Source organism: Phaeobacter sp. LSS9 (assembly GCF_003443595.1).
Classification (GTDB): Bacteria; Pseudomonadota; Alphaproteobacteria; order Rhodobacterales; family Rhodobacteraceae; genus Phaeobacter; species Phaeobacter piscinae.
Genome location: NZ_CP031957.1, coordinates 174,675 through 191,189, shown reverse-complemented (window position 1 = coordinate 191,189; position 16,515 = coordinate 174,675). Strand labels below are relative to the sequence as shown.

Genomic DNA, 16,515 nt, shown 5'->3' with positions numbered 1-16,515 from the left:
GGGTTATCGCAGGAAACGACCGACCGACAAGATATCCGAGCTCATGATACATTATTTAATTTGAGTTTCAAAAAAAATAATGTTAGGGATATCAGGACGGGCATGCAGCGAGGGGGGACCTGACTGCTGCACGGGCCCGCAACGACCCGAGGGAGGAAAACAATGAAATTCTTGAGTGGCGTATCCGCACTAGCTTTTGCCGCAACCGCGAGCATTGCCCTTGCCGAAGATGTGACCGTTGGCGTCAGCTGGTCGAACTTTCAGGAAGAACGCTGGAAAACCGACGAAGCCGCGATCAAGGCCGCGCTGGAAGCAAAAGGTGCAACCTATGTGTCTGCAGATGCGCAGTCATCTTCGGCAAAGCAGCTTTCTGACATCGAAAGCCTGATCGCACAGGGCGTTGATGCGCTGATCGTACTGGCCCAGGATGCCCAGGCCATCGGCCCGGCCGTGCAGGCTGCCGCAGACGAGGGCATTCCTGTTGTTGCCTATGACCGCCTGATCGAAGACGGCCGTGCGTTCTACCTGACCTTTGACAACGTCGAAGTGGGCCGGATGCAGGCGCGCGCCGTGCTGGAAGCGCAACCCAGCGGCAACTATGTGATGATCAAGGGCTCGCCCACCGATCCCAACGCCGATTTCCTGCGCGGTGGACAGCAAGAGATTATTCAGGCGGCAATCGACAGCGGTGATATCAAAATCGTTGGTGAGGCCTATACCGATGGCTGGCTGCCCGCCAACGCACAGCGCAACATGGAGCAGATCCTGACCGCTAATGACAACAAGGTTGATGCGGTCGTTGCCTCCAATGATGGCACCGCCGGTGGTGTTGTCGCCGCGCTGACCGCGCAGGGCATGGAAGGCATCGCGGTTTCCGGTCAGGATGGGGATCACGCTGCACTCAACCGTGTTGCCAAGGGCACGCAGACTGTATCTGTGTGGAAAGACGCCCGTGATCTGGGCAAGGCTGCGGCAAACATCGCGGTCGAAATGGCCGAAGGTGCTGCCATGGGTGATGTTGCGGGCGGCGCTGCCTGGACCTCTCCTGCGGGCACTGAGCTGACCGCGCGCTTCCTGGAGCCGATCCCGGTAACCGCCGACAACCTGTCGGTTGTTGTGGATGCTGGATGGATCACCAAAGAAGCGCTGTGCCAGGGTGTGACCAACGGCCCCGCGCCCTGCAACTAAGCTGCGGCTGAGAACGCTCGGCTGCTGCGTTTCAAACCGGCGCGCGCCCACAATACGGTCCTGATCGGATCGGGCGCGCGTCCCTCCTTTAAATACCGCTGATCACTGGAGTTCGGATATGACCGAAACCACGTCTCAGCCGATCCCCGAACACAGCAAGCGTGGCCTGTTCCAGCAATTGGAACTGGACGTCCGCCTATTGGGAATGATCGGTGCCTTTGTCATCTTGTGCATTGGATTCAACATCCTGACGGATGGGCGTTTCCTGACGCCGCGCAATATCTTTAACCTGACCATTCAGACCGTGTCGGTGGCGATCATGGCCACGGGCATGGTGTTTGTGATCGTGACCCGTCACATTGACCTGAGTGTTGGCGCGCTGCTGGCGACCTGCTCGGCGGTGATGGCCGTGGTGCAGACGGATGTGCTGCCGGATATGTTGGGTCTTGGCCTCAACCATCCTGCCACCTGGATTATCACCGTGGCTGTGGGCCTCACCATTGGTACGCTGATCGGTGCCTTTCAGGGGTGGATGGTGGGCTTTCTGACCATTCCGGCCTTTATTGTGACGCTGGGCGGATTTCTGGTCTGGCGCAATGTGGCCTGGTATCTGACCGATGGTCAGACGATTGGCCCGCTCGACAGCACCTTTCTGGTCTTTGGCGGCACCTCCGGCACATTGGGCACCACGCTGAGCTGGGCGGTTGGGATCGTTGCGACCGTACTGGCGCTGGCAGCATTGTGGAACAGCCGCCGTGCAAAACAGGGACATGGCTTCCCGGTGAAGCCAGCCTGGGCGGAAGCGGTGATCGCCGGTACTATTGCCGCATCCATCCTTGGTTTTGTTGCCGTCCTCAATGCCTATCAAATTCCCGCCCGCCGTCTGAAGCGGATGCTGGAAGCGCAGGGAGAAACCATGCCTGAGGGGCTGGTCGTTGGCTATGGTCTGCCGATTTCGGTATTGATCCTGATTGCTACCGCTGTGGTGATGACAATTATCGCGCGCCGGACGCGTCTGGGGCGGTATATCTTTGCGACTGGCGGCAATCCTGATGCGGCTGAGCTGTCTGGCATCAACACGCGGCTTCTGACGGTGAAGATTTTCGCCCTCATGGGGTTCCTCTGTGCGCTCTCTGCTGTTGTGGCGTCGGCGCGACTGGCGAACCACTCAAATGATATCGGCACCTTGGATGAACTGCGCGTCATTGCGGCGGCAGTCATCGGCGGCACGGCCCTGTCTGGCGGCTTTGGCACGATTTACGGTGCGATCCTTGGCGCGTTGATCATGCAGAGTCTGCAATCGGGTATGGCCATGGTTGGTGTCGATGCACCGTTTCAGAATATCGTTGTCGGCACAGTGCTGGTCGCGGCAGTCTGGATTGATATCTTGTATCGCAAACGTGTGGGGGCCCGGATATGAGCACCGCAAAAGAGCTGCGCGCCGCAGGCGCCACCCCGCTGGTCGAGATGAAGGATATTTCGATCTCCTTCGGCGGCATCAAAGCCGTGGACCACGTCAGCGTCGACCTTTACCCGGGTGAGGTTGTCGGATTGCTGGGCCACAACGGTGCCGGGAAATCCACCCTGATCAAGGTGTTGTCCGGCGCTTACCAGATGGACGCCGGTGAAATCCGGGTCAATGGCGACAGGGTTGAGATCACCAATCCGCGGGACGCGCGGTCACATAATATCGAGACGATCTATCAGACGCTGGCGCTGGCGGATAACCTTGATGCGGCCTCAAATCTGTTTCTGGGGCGTGAGCTGGTGACGCCATTTGGATTGGTCGACGACTCCGCAATGGAGGCCGAGTGCCGCAAAATCATGAACCGGCTGAACCCGAATTTTCAGAAATTCTCAGAACCGGTGTCGGCGCTCTCCGGTGGCCAGCGCCAGTCGGTGGCCATTGCACGGGCGGTGTATTTCAACGCCAAAATCCTGATCATGGATGAGCCGACGGCAGCCCTTGGTCCACATGAAACGCAGATGGTGGCAGAGCTGATTCAGCAGCTGAAGGCACAGGGGATCGGGATTTTCCTGATCGACCATGACGTCAATGCGGTGATGGAGCTGTGTGACCGTGCCTCTGTCATGAAGAACGGTCAGCTGGTTGGCACCGTTGATATTGACGATGTCACGGATGACGACCTGCTGAGTATGATTATTCTGGGTAAGCGGCCGGGAGAAGCGGCTGCCTGAGGCATCAAGGTTTTGACAAAAGGGGCTGCCATTGGCGGCCCCTTTTTGCGGTTTCCCTGGCTTGCGGGGCGGCAGGTTGAATTCTACAGTCTATGTAGATTTTTATGGTCGCTGGGGAAAACAGCATGCTGACGATTGGGACATTGGCCAAACGCACCGGGACCAAGGTGCAGACCATTCGCTACTATGAACAGATCGGTTTGATGCCGGAACCGGGCCGAACCGCGGGCGGGCAACGTCGGTATGGCGATACGGAGCTGGATAGGTTGGCCTTTATCCGCCATGCCCGGCAACTGGGGTTTCCGCTGGATGCCATTCGCGAATTACTGGATCTGGCGGATCACCCCGGTCAATCATGTTCCAATGCGGATTCCATTGCGCAACGGCAGCTGAAGCAAGTGGCGGACCGGATCGCGCGGCTGGAAGCCCTACAGACTGAGTTGCAGCGAATGATCTGCGATTGTGCTGGCGGTACGGTCGCCGAATGTCGCGTTCTGGAGGTGTTGCGGGATCATTCCGAATGCCTGACCAATCACGATGAAATCGGGGCCTGATCAGATCTTTGGTCACGCCTCATCATGGCCAAGCGCACGCAGCAGCATCCGGCGCTGGTGATCCTGCCCGCCGAAGAACACCGCCAGCACGCGCAGCTGGTGGTCTGCGTCGTTGAGATCAAAGTAGAAGATGGCGCGCCCTTTGGTGACGCTGCGCAGACCCGGTGCAATGTCGGTGCGCAGCGTGCCCTGGTGGGGCGCTTGCCCCAATGCCTCAATCGCGTCGTCAATCACTGTCAGACGTGTGGCGGCGCGTTCAAACGCCGTCTCTGCATCCTCACCAAAGCTGATGGCGGCTTCAAAGAGAAAGTCGAAAATAGCCTCCAGGTCTCGGTCGATCGCTTCGGCGCGATCAACCCGGTAGATCATGCTGCATCCGTTTCCGTTTCAGAAGATCAGCTGTGCGTTGACGGCCATCTGATGCACTGACAAACGCACCATCGCGCCGCTCTGCAATCAGGGCGCGCAGGGCTGCGGTATCGGCACGGCGCGCCTCTGTTTCTTCGCGCAGAAGTTCAAGACCCTGTTGCAACACCGCGCTAAGGCTCGAATACCGGCCTTCCGCGACCAAGGTGCGGGCAAAGTCATCCTGCGCTTCGGTCAGGGAGATGGAGGCTTTCACACTCATTTTGCACCTGATGTTGCTGTGGGTTTCGATCTCACCTTATGCTACTGAGTAGTAGTTATCAATCCGGCGCCGTACAATCCACGCAGCGCCAGTGCGATCCAGCCCAGCCCTGCAAGGGCGACGATCAGCCAGTTGTCGCTGCCCCATTGATTGATGACGATCCCGCCGATGGCCCAGCAGACAGCAATTGTGTAGGTCGACGCCGTCGGGTGGCGTGATTGAACCAGCACTGCAACGGCCAGCGCCGCCACAAGACAGATCACCCCAGCTGTTTGTGGGCTCATCAGGCCGTATCCCGGAACGACAATGCTGATCGAAACGGCAGATGCGGCTGTTAGCCACCCGGCATAAAGACCTACGGGGCCGCGTTTCCAGATCCTTTTGTCGCGACCGGCGCGGCGCATTGCGAGGATCGCAGTGACCGTCATGGCCAGGATCAGGAGTGTGGCCAGAATTGGCGAAGCATTCGCAACCCAGAGCCAGCAAACGCCGATGGCAAGGCTGATCGACAGCGGTTTGCGCATCTCGTGCCAGCTTGCGCCATCCGCTGCCCGAAGGGCCCCAAAACTGGCCCCAGCAATGAGCCACAGATAGATGACGATCCAGATGGAAAACGCGGGTCCGATCGGCTGAATGATCGGATCAGGCTGCGGATAGGGCAGCTGATCGGCGGAATAGCCGGTGAAAGGCTCCGTCGCCAACGGTGCTAATGCAAAGGCGATAGCGAGTCCCAAGGTAAGATAGGCCAACGACTGTTTGTTCATTATCTTCAAATCCCGCTATAATTTACCGGCGTGTTTGAGAGCCTATCATTTCAGTATTACGCTCTGTTTACATGAGGTTAAAGAAACGCCTTCAGTTCAGCCAACGTTCCTGCTTCTAACGCTGGTTTATCGGTTCGTATGCGATTGATACGGGGAAACCTCATGGCCAGACCACTTTTGTGACGGGATGATTCATTCAGCCCTTCGAAGGCAACTTCCAAAACAAGCTCAGGTTTTACCGCGCGGACCGGACCAAAACGATCAATGGTATTGTTGCGCACGAACCGATCCAGCTCCTTCAGCTCAGCGTCGGTGAAACCGAAATATGCCTTGCCGACTGGCACCAACTGGTCGCCGTCCCATACGCCAAAGGTGAAATCGGAATAGTAGCCTGAACGCTTGCCATGCCCGCGCTGTGCATAGAGGATGACCGCATCCACAAGCATCGGATCACGTTTCCATTTGAACCAGTTGCCGCGCTTGCGCCCCGCAATATAGGCGCTGTCGCGGCGCTTGATCATAACGCCTTCTATCACGCTGTTTGGGGGATCCGCGCGCAGTTTCGCCAGATCTTCCCAAGTCTCAAAGTCAAGCGGCAGAGAACGATCAATACGCGGATCACTCAGATCTGTGACGCAGGCTTGCAAATGGGTCTGGCGATCAACCAATGTGCGGGACCTCAGATCTTCGCCATTCAAGAACAGCAGGTCGTAGACCCGCAGCGCGGCGGGATGGCTTGCCAGCATTGCCTTTCCGGCCTTCTTGCGACCCAGCCGTTTCTGCAGATCGCCAAAGGGGGCAACGATGTCCTCACGCTTCACCAACAGCTCACCATCCAGCACCCCGTCAAAATTCAACGCCTCGATCACATCGGGGAAGGATCCGGAGATATCTTCACCGGTGCGCGAATACAGCCGTCTTGTCCCGTTGTCGTTCACGGCTTGAACCCGGATGCCGTCCCATTTCCATTCCGCGACGAAGTCTGCCGGTGAGAGACTGGTGAGGTCTTCCAGATCGGTGCCGGTGGACAGCATGACCGGGCGAAAGGGGGCCGCGGCAAGGTTCACGGGTTTTTCGCCCCCCTCCAACCAAGCAAACAGAGGTAGATATGGCGGGGTCAGCCCGTGCCAGAGCTCTTCTATCTCGGTGACATCAACATCGCCAAACTGGGCCAGCGCGCTGCGCGCCAACCGGGCAGAGACACCAACCCGCAGACCACCTGTCGCCAACTTCAGATAAGCATAGCGCTGCGTCGGGGTCATCTGTGACAACCGCCGAGCGATGAGTGCGGGAAGTTGTGCTTTGGCGGTGCTGGTCAGTTCATGCACCGCATCGGCCATCGACATGTCAATCACCGTGTCGGAGTGCGGCCAGATCAGGGCCACGGTTTCCGCCAGATCACCGACAAAATCGTAGGACAGGCGGAACAGCTCTGCGTCCGTTTCCTCTGCCACCAGACCGCGCAGCAGGGAGGGTGTTACGTTGCGCAGGGCAAGGTCACCGGTGATGGCCGCAAGCGCATAGCCCCGGTCCGGGTCCGGGATGGTGTCAAACGCGGTCCTAAGATGCGCAATCTTGCCATTACGCGACGGTGTGAAGGCGAGTTGCTCCAAAAGCTCGGCGAAGGCCTGCATCACTCTGCCTCCTCCTCATAGCCGACGAGCCTCAGGGGGCGGGCGGTGATCTGGTTCAACTCGCACCAGCGGACCAGCGCGTCCTCACGACCGTGAGTTACCCAGACTTGTTTCGGGTTGAGGTCCCTGATGGTGCGGGTCAGATCCGGCCAGTCCACATGGTCGCTGAGGATCAGGGGCAGTTCAACGCCCCGCTGCCGGGCGCGAGCACGCACCTGCATCCAGCCGCTGGCAAAACAGATGACCGGATCGGGAAAGCGCTGCGCCCAGGTCGCGGCAAAGGCGGAAGGCGGGCCAAGAATAATCTGGCCTTTAAATGCCGCTTTGCCTTCCTTGGTGGTGGCCGGACGCAGTTCTCCCAGATCGACCCCCTGCGCGATGTGATAGTCACATAAGCGCTGCAAGGCGCCGTGGATATAAATCGGCTGATCCCAACCCGCCTGCCGCAACAGCGCGATGACCCGTTGCGCCTTGCCCAATGCGTAGGCCCCGACAAGGTGGCAGCGCTCAGGTTGGGACGCGACAGAGCGCAGCAGTTTTTCGATTTCGGACTGCGGACTGGGGTGGTTGAACACCGGCAGACCGAAGGTGGCCTCGGTCACGAAAACGTCGCAAGGGGCCAGTTGAAAAGATGCGCAGGCGGGGTTGTCCACGCGGGCATAGTCACCTGAAACGGTGATGGCGGTATTGCCGTCGTCGACGGTAATCTGACAAGAGCCCAACACATGGCCGGCGGGCGTGAATCGCGCGTCGATGCCATCTACTTCCGTCCTTTCTTCAACGGCGATACGGGTGGCGCAGAAGTCCTCACCATAGCGTATGGCCATGATATCCAGAGTCTGGGGGCTGGCCCAGACCGTGCCGTGACCGGCGCGGGCATGATCGGCATGCCCATGGGTGATCATCGCGCGGGGCACCGGGCGTATTGGATCAATGTAGAAATCCCCCGCCGGACAATAGAGGCCATCCGGCTGGGGATGCAGTAACTCCTCCGGCAGGCGTTTTGCGCTCACGGGATTGGCTCCTTCGTATCAAACCAACGGGTATCGCAAAGAAGCTAACCCAATCAGATGTTTGGACAAGGGCTGTGGCGTCTTGGACTGTCAACTTCAGTGTTAAATGATGGGGGCTGGAACCATCTGCGGAGTCACGCGTTTTGCTCTTTGTGACGCAGCCATCCCAACATATCAGCTGAGGAGACGACCCGTGGCGCAGAAGAATTTGACGCAAGGGGCGGTCTGGCGTGCGCTCGCAGCGGTGTCAGCACCCATGTCGCTGGGCATTCTGGGCGTATTGAGCGTTGGTTTGGCTGATGCCTATTTCCTAGGTCAATTGGGAGAGGCGCCGCTTGCCGCTGTTGGTTTCATCTATCCCGTGACAACAGCGGTGACATCGTTGTCGATCGGCCTGTCCGCTGGTGCAAATGCGGCAATTTCTCAAAGTCTGGGGCGCGGCGATAGCGAGGCTGAAACCAACAGGCTGTCGGTCCACGCCATCGTCTTGGGCACCGTGGTTGCGACATTGGTGGCGCTGGCGTTTTACCTGGGCGCGGGCGCACTGTTCTCGGTGATGGGCGCGAAGGATGATGTGCTGGCAGAGGCGCAGTCCTATGCGCCTTTCTGGGCGCTGTCTTTCCCGTTTTTAGTCGGTATGGCACTTTTGAATGCGGTGTTCCGGGCGCATGGGGATGGCGCAACCTCGGCGATGATCATGTTGGTTGCAGCCGTGCTTAATATCGCGCTGGACCCGGTCCTGATCTACGGGCTCGGCCCGGTGCCGGAGATGTCGACTGCCGGGGCTGCACTTGCCACTGCTATAGCGCGGGTTCTGACGCTGATTGGGGCTTTTAGCTACGCGCTTCGGATCGGGGTCATTCGCCCGCCAGAGGTGTTCACCGATGGCATTGGCGGTTCTGTGCGCGAAGTTATCCGCGTCGGCCTCCCTGCCGCATTTTCAAATGCGATCAACCCGGCCGGAATGGCGATGGTCACAGCCGCAGCGGCGACGCTGGGTGATACTGTCGTCGCCGGGCTTGGGGCTGCACAGCGGGTGCAATCGGTGGCTCTTGTTCCATTGCTGGCGCTGTCGGCGGGTATCGGGCCTGTTGTCGGGCAGAACTGGGGTGCGGATCAGCAGGCGCGGGCGCGTCTGGCAGTGTGGCGATCCTGGCAATTCTGCGTCGGATACGGACTGGCCATGGCCCTGGTGTTGACGCTCTTTGCATCTGACATTGCCGGGCTCCTTACGTCAGATCAGGGGGCGGCTGCAACGACCGCGCAATACCTGCGCATCGTCAGCTGGAGCTTTCTCGGATATGGCGTTTTGGTGACCGCCAACGCCGCGATGAATGCGCGTTCCAAAGCTGTGTGGTCGATGGGTCTGAGCCTGATGCGGATCTTTGCGATCTATGTGCCGCTGGCCTGGCTGGGTGTCTGGATGTTTGGTTATGCGGGCATTCTTGGCGCTGCGGTGATCGCCAATCTGGCGGCTGTTCCGGGCGCTTATTTCACCGGTCGCAGGACGGGATTAGTGGCCCGCTGAGAGCGCCGTTCAACCGGCATTGAGGAAAGCAATCAGTCTCTCCTCCCCCAAGCGTAGCCCGCTGATTTGGCGCTGTGGCAAAGCGCTCAGCCGTGCTGCAGTTGAGGGTCTGGTAGCTCGGCCAATGCGATGATCTGCGGATGGATATAGCTGTTGCGGGCGATGGTTGGGGTGTTGTGTAGCCGCTCTGCAGCGGCTTCGGCCATCGCGGTGATGGTCAGGGTCGGGGCATCGAGAGCGACGGTAAATGCGGCGTGGCTGCCGTTCCAGGTGCGCAGGGTCTTGGCGGAGACCCCATCGCCGCAGAGTTTGGATAAAACCTCCTGCACCTGCTCTGACCGCACGGCGCGGGCATTGCCGTCGGCGTCGACCCAAGAGATCAGTTCGGGACCGGCCAGATCCTGCGAGCGTTCAAGAATGCGTTGCAGCGCAGGGCCACGCAGGGATTTCTCCACGGTCTGGCCACCCTTCGCCGTATATCTCAGCTGTATCACCTGTCCCGAAAAGGCGACGTGACGCGGGCGCAATGTGGTGGCGCCGTAGCTGCCGTTCTCCTCGGTGTAGCTGGGATTTCCAATTCTGAGCGAGCCGCGATCCAACAGGGCGAGTACGGCGGCGATCGCGGTGTCTTCGTCTCCAACAGGGCCGGTCAACCTGTCGCTGATCCAGCGGCGCAACACGGGTAGGCGCTCCCCAAAGATGCCGAGTTGGGCAAATTTCTGTTCGGCGCGGTGCGCCTGCCATTCAGGGTGATAGCGATATTGCTTCCGATCGCGGGCGTCGCGCCCGGTGGCTTGAAGATGGCCATTGGTCAGTGGGCACAACCAGACATCTGTGTAGGCAGGCGGGACGCCCAAACCATTCAGTCGCGCCCGTTCCGTCGCATCGCCGATATGACTGCCATCGGGCATGTAATAGGAAAACCCGCGGCCTCGACGGCGACGGGTAATACCGGGCTGATCATCCGTGTAGTAGACCAGTTTCATTGTGTTGATCCCTGTCTCAACAACGATGGACCATGAGGTTGAGGGCCGCCCGAGGTCAGGCGGCCCTCACTATGTCAGCTCATAACCATGACTGATTTGATGTTCACAAATTCTTTCATGCCAAAGCCGCCATGTTCCCGACCATAGCCGGAATCCTTGACACCACCGAAAGGCATGTTGGGGATCGCAAGGCCGAACCCGTTGATGAACACCATCCCCGTGTCGAAGTGGTCACGGGCGAGGGCAAGTGCCTTCTCGGTGTCCTTGGTCATGATGCCGCCACCAAGGCCAAAACGGCTGTCGTTGGCGATACGCATGGCGTCATCTTCGTCCTGCGCGCGGATCAATGCGGCGACCGGGCCGAAGAGTTCATCGTCATAGGCGGGTTGGCCGGGGGTCACATTCTCAAGAACGGTGGCCAGGTAGAAGAAACCATCGCCATCTGGCATCTCACCACCGCAAAGCAGTTTGGCACCACCTTCGAGGCTGTCTTTCACCTGTTGATGAAGATCGTCGCGCAGATCCTTTCGCGCCATCGGCCCGATGTCGGCATCTTCCCCCATCGGGTCCCCGGGGGTGACCCGCTTCATCGCTTCGACATAGGCGTCGCGGAACTGATCATAGATGGCGTCCACCACGACGAAACGCTTGGCGGCAATGCAAGTTTCGCCGTTGTTGTAGGTCCGGCCATTGACGCAGGTCTGGACGGCAGCCTCGATATCGGCGTCCTCCAACACGATGTAGGCATCGTTGGACCCCAGCTCCAAAACGGTTTTCTTCACCGCCTCTGCGGCCTTGGCACCGACCTTGCGGCCCGCGCCATCGCTGCCGGTCAGGGTGACACCGCGCACCAGATCGTGGCTGATCAAACTATCTGATTGATCATGGGAAATCACCAGCGCCTGAAACAAACCCTTCGGCAGGCCCGCGGCTTCGTAGATTTCCTGCAGCATCTGACCCGAGCCGGTCACATTGGAAGCATGTTTCAGCAGCACGCCGTTGCCAGCAATCAAGCTGGCAATCGAATAGCGGATAACTTGATAAGCGGGAAAATTCCATGGCTGGATGCCATACACGACGCCGATGGGAGAGTAGAAAATGTGCCCTTTCTCGCCACCCTCGATATCGCGTTCTTCCGGGGCGAACGCAGCCGGGGCTTCGGCCGCGCTGTAGTCACAGATCGCGGCGCATAGATCGATCTCCTGATGGCTTTGCTTGAGCAGTTTGCCCATCTCCTTGGTCATCAGTTCTGCAAGCTCATCCTTGCGGTCGCGCAGGGCCGCGCCAATAGATTTGATGACTTTTGCGCGATCTTCCACAGGGGTCAGCCGCCATTCCAGAAATGCTTTGTGACTGCTTTGCACAGCGTCCTCCAGCGCCGCATTGCTGAGCACGTTATAGGTGTCGAGCGTCTCGCCAGTGGTGGGGTTCACGGTTGTGATTGTATCGGACATGATCGGCCTTTCGTTCTATCGGCAAGAGAGGGATGCCTCTGCCTGTCTCTTGCAGGCACAACGTAGCGTCCACGATTGGGTTCCCAGTAATCGCGGGGACGTGAGGTCGCAGCCGAAGTTGTGGGGTGGGTCGGCCTGTTCATCGCAACTTGGATTGCCTTCCCCTCAGTGAGAACATATATAGAACATATGACTCGACAGACACTGGATCAAAAACTCGCCATCCTAAGTGATGCTGCCAAATATGATGCCTCTTGCGCGTCTTCTGGCTCGACCAAACGCGACTCACGCGATGGGAAAGGGCTGGGCTCAAACGAGGGGACGGGGATCTGCCACGCTTATGCGCCAGATGGGCGCTGCATCAGCCTGTTGAAGATCCTGATGACCAACTTTTGCATCTATGACTGCACATATTGTGTGAATCGGGTGTCCTCGAATGTACCGCGCGCACGGTTTTCAGTGGATGAAGTGGTGAAACTGACCATCGAATTCTACCGACGCAATTATATCGAGGGCCTTTTCCTGTCCTCTGGGATCATCCGGTCGCCGGACGCAACGATGTCGGATATGGTGCAGATTGCGCGTAAACTGCGGCAGGAAGAGAATTTTCGCGGTTATATCCACCTCAAGACCATTCCGGATGCAGCACCGGAGCTGATCGCTGAGGCTGGTCTGTTGGCGGATCGCCTGTCGATCAACGTCGAGATGCCAAATGATGCAGCGGTGCGCGAACATGCGCCGGAGAAAGATCCCAGCCAAATCCGCAAGGCGATGGGCGATGTGCGCCTGCGCAAGGAGGCCGCCAAGGAGCGCAGCCACACAGGCCGTCGCCCGCCACGGTTCGCCCCGGCAGGGCAGTCGACGCAGATGATTATCGGGGCGGATGGGTCAAACGACGCGATGGTGCTGGGCCAGTCGACCCGGCTTTACTCCAGCTACAAGCTGAAGCGGGTTTATTATTCTGCATTCTCTCCCATCCCCGACAGTTCGGCCAAGTTACCGCTGATTTCCCCGCCGTTGCAGCGCGAGCATCGCTTGTATCAGGCAGATTGGTTGCTGCGGTTTTATGATTTCCAGCTTGATGAGATCACCTCGGTGGCGCCAGATGGCAATCTGGATCTGCATATAGATCCCAAACTGGCCTGGGCGCTGGCCCATCGTGAAATGTTCCCGTTGGATGTGAACCGTGCCAGCCGGGAGATGCTGTTGCGGGTGCCAGGGTTTGGCGTGAAGACGGTGAACCGCATCCTGAGTACCCGTCGGCACCGGTCGCTGCGATATGAGGATCTTCTGCGCATCGGGGCCTCAATGAAGAAGGCACGGGCCTTTGTCGTGGCGGGCGGTTGGACACCGGGTCGGCTGACGGACAGTGTCGATTTGCGGGCGCGGTTTGCACCGCCACCAGAACAGCTGACCCTGTTCTGATGTACCATGCTGAAATGCCTGTAATCGGGACCGCGGAGGCCTGGCGCCGCGCTGCGCGGGGGTTTCTGGCACAGGGTGTTCCACCTGAGGCAATTCTCTGGAACAACGATAGCACGACGCCGGATCTGTTCGCATCACAGACCCGCCCGCCGCCCAATGGTGATATCCAGGTGCCGCGCGGCTTTGTCACCCTGGCGGATAAGGTGGTCTGGCACAGCGATCCGAGCCGGTTTTCCCGGCTCTATGGGTTTCTCTGGCGCCTGCGGGGGGCGCGTGGTCTGATGAGTGATCGCGGTGATGTGGATTTGGCCCGGCTGCGGCAGATGGAAAAAGCTGTGTTGCGCTGCCAACACAAGATGAAAGCCTTTGTCCGGTTTCGTGAATTGGGTGACGCTGATGCGCCGCGCCGGTCCTTCGCGGCGTGGTTCGAGCCAACACATCATACGGTGGAACCAACGGCAACGTTCTTCGCTCGGCGCTTTGCCGATATGGACTGGCGCATACTGACGCCGGATGTTGCAGCGATATTTGAGGGGGGCGAGCTGCGGTTTGAGCCCGGCCATCCCCGGCCTGAACTGCCGCAGGATGCCAGCGAACAGCTCTGGATCACCTATTTCCGCAATATCTTCAATCCGGCGCGGCTGAAGGTTCAGGCCATGCAGTCGGAGATGCCTAAAAAATACTGGAAGAATATGCCGGAGGCCGCCGCCATTCCGGAGTTGATCGCCACAGCCCCGGCGCGGGCGCGCGCCATGGCGGAAGCCGCACCAACCTTGCCACCGTTACGCGCCGCGCGGGTGCAGGCCCGCTTGCCAGAGGCAAACCCCTATTGGCAGGGTCCGGCAGCTGAGTTGCCCGCCGCGATCAATAGCTGCACTCGCTGTCCGTTGTATGCTCCAGCGACCCAGGCCGTGCCCGGTGAAGGTCCAACAGATGCGGATCTGATGATTGTCGGCGAACAACCCGGTGATCAGGAGGATCTGGTGGGGCGGCCATTTGTGGGGCCCGCCGGGCAGCTGTTTGATCAGTTGGCGGCTGAGACCGGGCTGCCGCGGGAGGCGGCCTATGTCACCAATGCGGTGAAACATTTCAAATTCATGCCCAGAGGCCGCAAGAGACTGCATCAACGGCCCAACGGATCGGAGACCCGCCATTGTCAGGTTTGGCTCCGGGCTGAACTGGATCTGGTCCAACCAAAGCTGATCCTTGCGCTAGGCGCGACAGCGGCGGAGGCATTGCTTGGGTCGGGCAAGGATATCCTGCAACGGCGTGGCAAGATTGAGCATCGCACCGACGGGACCCCTGTCCTGATCACCTTGCATCCGTCTTATCTGCTTCGGGTGCCTGACCCCCATCTGCGCGCGCAGGCAACCGAGGATTTGCGGGCAGACCTGCGGGTCGCAGCTGATTGGTTGGTTCAGTGCGAGACGTCGGGCAGGCCTGAATGCGGGACGCCACTAAGGCCCCGCCCCTAGTCCGTGCTTGTGGTGCTGGTCGACCCTGAGGAGCCAAGGCCCGCGACCAACGCCAGACCCAGAAGACCAATTGCAGGTGCAATCATCGGTGCGAATTGGCCTGCAACCGGTTCGATGAACAAGAGACATGCGTCCTCTTCCGCGTTGCGGTCATCCTCGCAGTCCAGTTGGTCATCTGCGGGCTTTGCAGTCTGCGCCAGACCCGGACCTGCCATCAGCAGAAGGGCAAGGGCGCAGCTTAAGGTTGGGCGCATGATATAGCCTATCGCCGTTTGTCCCATCAGTTCACCGCCGCTGCGACGGGTGTTGTGATCAGGGAAGGGGTGATTTGGCGTAGGGTACGGCCCCATTTGGTAACCGGGTTCTCGGCGACGAAGATCACATCATCCGGTCGCAGCTGAAATTTGGTTGCAAGTGTCAGGTTGGCCGCACTGCTGGCATTCAGATGCCAGGCGGTCACCGCGCCGAATTCACGCGGGTCGCTGGAGGCGCGCAGCACATAGACTTGCGAAACATCACCGGTTTCGCGCGCGATCCCACCACCTGCATCATAGAGCGCATCCGCCAACGAGGCTTGGCGTTCATAGGGCAGGGGATAGCGGGTCTGTTTATCGACCTCGCCGGTCAGATAGACATAGTCACGGTCATTCGCGCCAAGGACCTCGCGCGCCTCAAAGGTGCTGCGCTGTTCTGCATAGTCACTGCGGCGCAGGGAGATCGCAGTGTTCAGCTCACTCAGTTCCTGTGCGCGGGCAGCGAGCGTCGTCTGCTTCAGGCGTATCTGTTGTTCAAAGAAGCGCTCAGCGCGGTTGAGATTGAAATCTGTATCGACAAACACGGCATCGCCGGAGATGAGGCGTGTGTTTTGTAGATCGGGGCTGGCGTAGAAATCTGTAAGCGGGATCTGATAGAGTTCACCGTCGCGATAAATCCTGACGGAGCTCACGTCGATATCCGCTACGGACACGCTGCCCGCAGCGGCCAGCGCTTCGCTGAGGTAGAGCGGTGTCAGGGTGATCGGCAGAACACCGGGTTTTCCAACGGCTCCGCCTACAGAGACGCGGCGCGAGTTGAACTCGGCGATTTCGAGGCTGAAAGTCGGGTCGAACTGGGCTTCTACTAGTTTCTGGAACAGCAATTCCTCCGCATCCTCAATCGTCAGGCCCGCAATGCGCACGCGCCCGACATCGGGAATATTGACCGATCCGTCATCCTGTACGGTATAGCCATTGCGGCTGTTCTGCGCTGCCAGCAATCCGGTCAGCTCTTCCAGCGTGTTGCGTGTGGTAGGCGTTGCCAGCATAACAACATCACCAACCCCGATCTGATAGGGCATTTCTGGAACCGCCGGAGGACGCTTCAGGGCAAGGCGCTGATTGCGCAGGCCCTCCTGAGTGGATGGCGCCTCTGGCAGTCGCCCCGCCCCGCGAACAGACACACCCGCGCCGGTGCCGGCGGTGCGGGCATAAGCCTCCGGAAGGGTTTGCGGGGCGTAGGCGGCCCGGTTGGCTTGCGTTACGGTTTCGCCAGTCAGCGGTACCACACGCACCTGTGTGCCATCCCCTGCACCGGGGATGACATCAGAGCTGCGATAGACGGTTGAACATCCTGCCAGCGCAAGGGCGGCGCAACAGATCATGGAAATCAGGCGCAAGGTCTTTCCTCCG

The 16,515-nt window shown here is 59.4% G+C and carries 16 protein-coding genes; 7 read left to right on the top strand and 9 right to left on the bottom strand.

Annotation, left to right across the window (positions count from 1 at the left end):
• Positions 1 to 162 precede the first annotated feature (162 nt).
• The 4 genes from xylF (at position 163) to D1820_RS18195 (ending at position 3,941) form a co-directional block, all read left to right on the top strand.
• Complete coding sequence (xylF, locus tag D1820_RS18210) at positions 163 to 1,188, top strand: D-xylose ABC transporter substrate-binding protein (RefSeq protein WP_118070547.1); 1,026 nt, start codon at positions 163 to 165, stop codon at positions 1,186 to 1,188.
• Between the two features lie 118 nt (positions 1,189 to 1,306).
• On the top strand, positions 1,307 to 2,608 hold the full coding sequence (locus D1820_RS18205; protein ID WP_040169771.1) for a sugar ABC transporter permease: 1,302 nt from the start codon (positions 1,307 to 1,309) through the stop codon (positions 2,606 to 2,608).
• A complete protein-coding gene (locus D1820_RS18200; RefSeq protein WP_040169773.1) occupies positions 2,605 to 3,387 on the top strand; it encodes an ATP-binding cassette domain-containing protein in 783 nt (260 codons plus the stop codon). Before D1820_RS18205 ends, D1820_RS18200 begins: the two co-directional genes overlap by 4 nt.
• A gap of 125 nt (positions 3,388 to 3,512) precedes the next feature.
• Positions 3,513 to 3,941, top strand: a complete 429-nt coding sequence (locus D1820_RS18195; protein ID WP_096873288.1) for a helix-turn-helix domain-containing protein — start codon at positions 3,513 to 3,515, stop codon at positions 3,939 to 3,941.
• Positions 3,942 to 3,953: 12 nt separating this feature from the next.
• Here D1820_RS18195 and D1820_RS18190 read toward each other — a convergent pair whose 3' ends face one another.
• The 5 genes from D1820_RS18190 to D1820_RS18170 all read right to left on the bottom strand — a co-directional run bounded on the left by D1820_RS18190 (position 3,954) and on the right by D1820_RS18170 (position 7,980).
• Positions 3,954 to 4,310, bottom strand: a complete 357-nt coding sequence (locus tag D1820_RS18190; RefSeq protein WP_118070545.1) for a type II toxin-antitoxin system RelE/ParE family toxin — start codon at positions 4,308 to 4,310, stop codon at positions 3,954 to 3,956.
• A complete protein-coding gene (locus D1820_RS18185) occupies positions 4,294 to 4,569 on the bottom strand; it encodes a type II toxin-antitoxin system ParD family antitoxin (protein ID WP_040169778.1) in 276 nt (91 codons plus the stop codon). The genes D1820_RS18190 and D1820_RS18185 overlap by 17 nt, the downstream gene beginning before the upstream one ends.
• Before the next feature lie 41 nt (positions 4,570 to 4,610).
• Complete coding sequence (locus D1820_RS18180) at positions 4,611 to 5,333, bottom strand: tryptophan-rich sensory protein (RefSeq protein WP_118070543.1); 723 nt, start codon at positions 5,331 to 5,333, stop codon at positions 4,611 to 4,613.
• 77 nt (positions 5,334 to 5,410) lie between these two features.
• Positions 5,411 to 6,967 carry a cisplatin damage response ATP-dependent DNA ligase gene (locus D1820_RS18175; protein WP_118070541.1) on the bottom strand — a complete coding sequence of 519 codons (1,557 nt, stop codon included), beginning with the start codon at positions 6,965 to 6,967 and terminating at the stop codon, positions 5,411 to 5,413.
• Positions 6,967 to 7,980 (bottom strand): ligase-associated DNA damage response exonuclease, encoded by a 1,014-nt coding sequence (locus D1820_RS18170; RefSeq protein ID WP_118070539.1) that lies wholly within the window; start codon positions 7,978 to 7,980, stop codon positions 6,967 to 6,969. Before D1820_RS18170 ends, D1820_RS18175 begins: the two co-directional genes overlap by 1 nt.
• Positions 7,981 to 8,173: 193 nt before the next feature.
• Between D1820_RS18170 and D1820_RS18165 the strand changes: the two genes are divergently transcribed.
• Complete coding sequence (locus D1820_RS18165; protein ID WP_118070537.1) at positions 8,174 to 9,508, top strand: MATE family efflux transporter; 1,335 nt, start codon at positions 8,174 to 8,176, stop codon at positions 9,506 to 9,508.
• Positions 9,509 to 9,594: 86 nt separating this feature from the next.
• Here D1820_RS18165 and D1820_RS18160 read toward each other — a convergent pair whose 3' ends face one another.
• Both D1820_RS18160 and D1820_RS18155 read right to left on the bottom strand, forming a co-directional pair.
• A complete protein-coding gene (locus D1820_RS18160; RefSeq protein ID WP_254683406.1) occupies positions 9,595 to 10,494 on the bottom strand; it encodes a DNA topoisomerase IB in 900 nt (299 codons plus the stop codon).
• Positions 10,495 to 10,568: 74 nt separating this feature from the next.
• Positions 10,569 to 11,948 (bottom strand): NAD-dependent succinate-semialdehyde dehydrogenase, encoded by a 1,380-nt coding sequence (locus D1820_RS18155; protein WP_118070535.1) that lies wholly within the window; start codon positions 11,946 to 11,948, stop codon positions 10,569 to 10,571.
• A 189-nt stretch (positions 11,949 to 12,137) separates the two neighbouring features.
• Between D1820_RS18155 and D1820_RS18150 the strand changes: the two genes are divergently transcribed.
• Positions 12,138 to 13,373, top strand: a complete 1,236-nt coding sequence (locus D1820_RS18150) for a putative DNA modification/repair radical SAM protein (RefSeq protein ID WP_118070533.1) — start codon at positions 12,138 to 12,140, stop codon at positions 13,371 to 13,373.
• Positions 13,373 to 14,848: a UdgX family uracil-DNA binding protein gene (locus tag D1820_RS18145; RefSeq protein WP_118070530.1), complete on the top strand. Its 1,476-nt coding sequence runs from the start codon at positions 13,373 to 13,375 to the stop codon at positions 14,846 to 14,848. The genes D1820_RS18150 and D1820_RS18145 overlap by 1 nt, the downstream gene beginning before the upstream one ends.
• On the opposite strand, the gene D1820_RS18140 is transcribed toward D1820_RS18145, so the two are convergent.
• Both D1820_RS18140 and D1820_RS18135 read right to left on the bottom strand, forming a co-directional pair.
• Positions 14,845 to 15,102 (bottom strand): hypothetical protein, encoded by a 258-nt coding sequence (locus D1820_RS18140; protein WP_118070587.1) that lies wholly within the window; start codon positions 15,100 to 15,102, stop codon positions 14,845 to 14,847. The two genes, D1820_RS18145 and D1820_RS18140, sit on opposite strands and share 4 nt — an antisense overlap.
• Positions 15,103 to 15,128: 26 nt before the next feature.
• Positions 15,129 to 16,502 carry a polysaccharide biosynthesis/export family protein gene (locus tag D1820_RS18135; RefSeq protein ID WP_205521420.1) on the bottom strand — a complete coding sequence of 458 codons (1,374 nt, stop codon included), beginning with the start codon at positions 16,500 to 16,502 and terminating at the stop codon, positions 15,129 to 15,131.
• Between the last annotated feature and the right edge of the window lie 13 nt (positions 16,503 to 16,515).

What these genes read in the sequence shown, in the direction of transcription:
- D1820_RS18150 (WP_118070533.1), top strand. Translation starts at nt 12,138, where the DNA reads ATGACTCGACAGACACTGGATCAAAAACTCGCCATCCTAAGTGATGCT.
- D1820_RS18190 (WP_118070545.1), bottom strand. Translation starts at nt 4,310, where the DNA reads ATGATCTACCGGGTTGATCGCGCCGAAGCGATCGACCGAGACCTGGAG.
- D1820_RS18205 (WP_040169771.1), top strand. Translation starts at nt 1,307, where the DNA reads ATGACCGAAACCACGTCTCAGCCGATCCCCGAACACAGCAAGCGTGGC.
- D1820_RS18160 (WP_254683406.1), bottom strand. Translation starts at nt 10,494, where the DNA reads ATGAAACTGGTCTACTACACGGATGATCAGCCCGGTATTACCCGTCGC.
- xylF (WP_118070547.1), top strand. Translation starts at nt 163, where the DNA reads ATGAAATTCTTGAGTGGCGTATCCGCACTAGCTTTTGCCGCAACCGCG.
- D1820_RS18185 (WP_040169778.1), bottom strand. Translation starts at nt 4,569, where the DNA reads ATGAGTGTGAAAGCCTCCATCTCCCTGACCGAAGCGCAGGATGACTTT.
- D1820_RS18175 (WP_118070541.1), bottom strand. Translation starts at nt 6,967, where the DNA reads ATGCAGGCCTTCGCCGAGCTTTTGGAGCAACTCGCCTTCACACCGTCG.
- D1820_RS18140 (WP_118070587.1), bottom strand. Translation starts at nt 15,102, where the DNA reads ATGCGCCCAACCTTAAGCTGCGCCCTTGCCCTTCTGCTGATGGCAGGT.
- D1820_RS18180 (WP_118070543.1), bottom strand. Translation starts at nt 5,333, where the DNA reads ATGAACAAACAGTCGTTGGCCTATCTTACCTTGGGACTCGCTATCGCC.
- D1820_RS18145 (WP_118070530.1), top strand. Translation starts at nt 13,373, where the DNA reads ATGTACCATGCTGAAATGCCTGTAATCGGGACCGCGGAGGCCTGGCGC.
- D1820_RS18155 (WP_118070535.1), bottom strand. Translation starts at nt 11,948, where the DNA reads ATGTCCGATACAATCACAACCGTGAACCCCACCACTGGCGAGACGCTC.
- D1820_RS18195 (WP_096873288.1), top strand. Translation starts at nt 3,513, where the DNA reads ATGCTGACGATTGGGACATTGGCCAAACGCACCGGGACCAAGGTGCAG.
- D1820_RS18200 (WP_040169773.1), top strand. Translation starts at nt 2,605, where the DNA reads ATGAGCACCGCAAAAGAGCTGCGCGCCGCAGGCGCCACCCCGCTGGTC.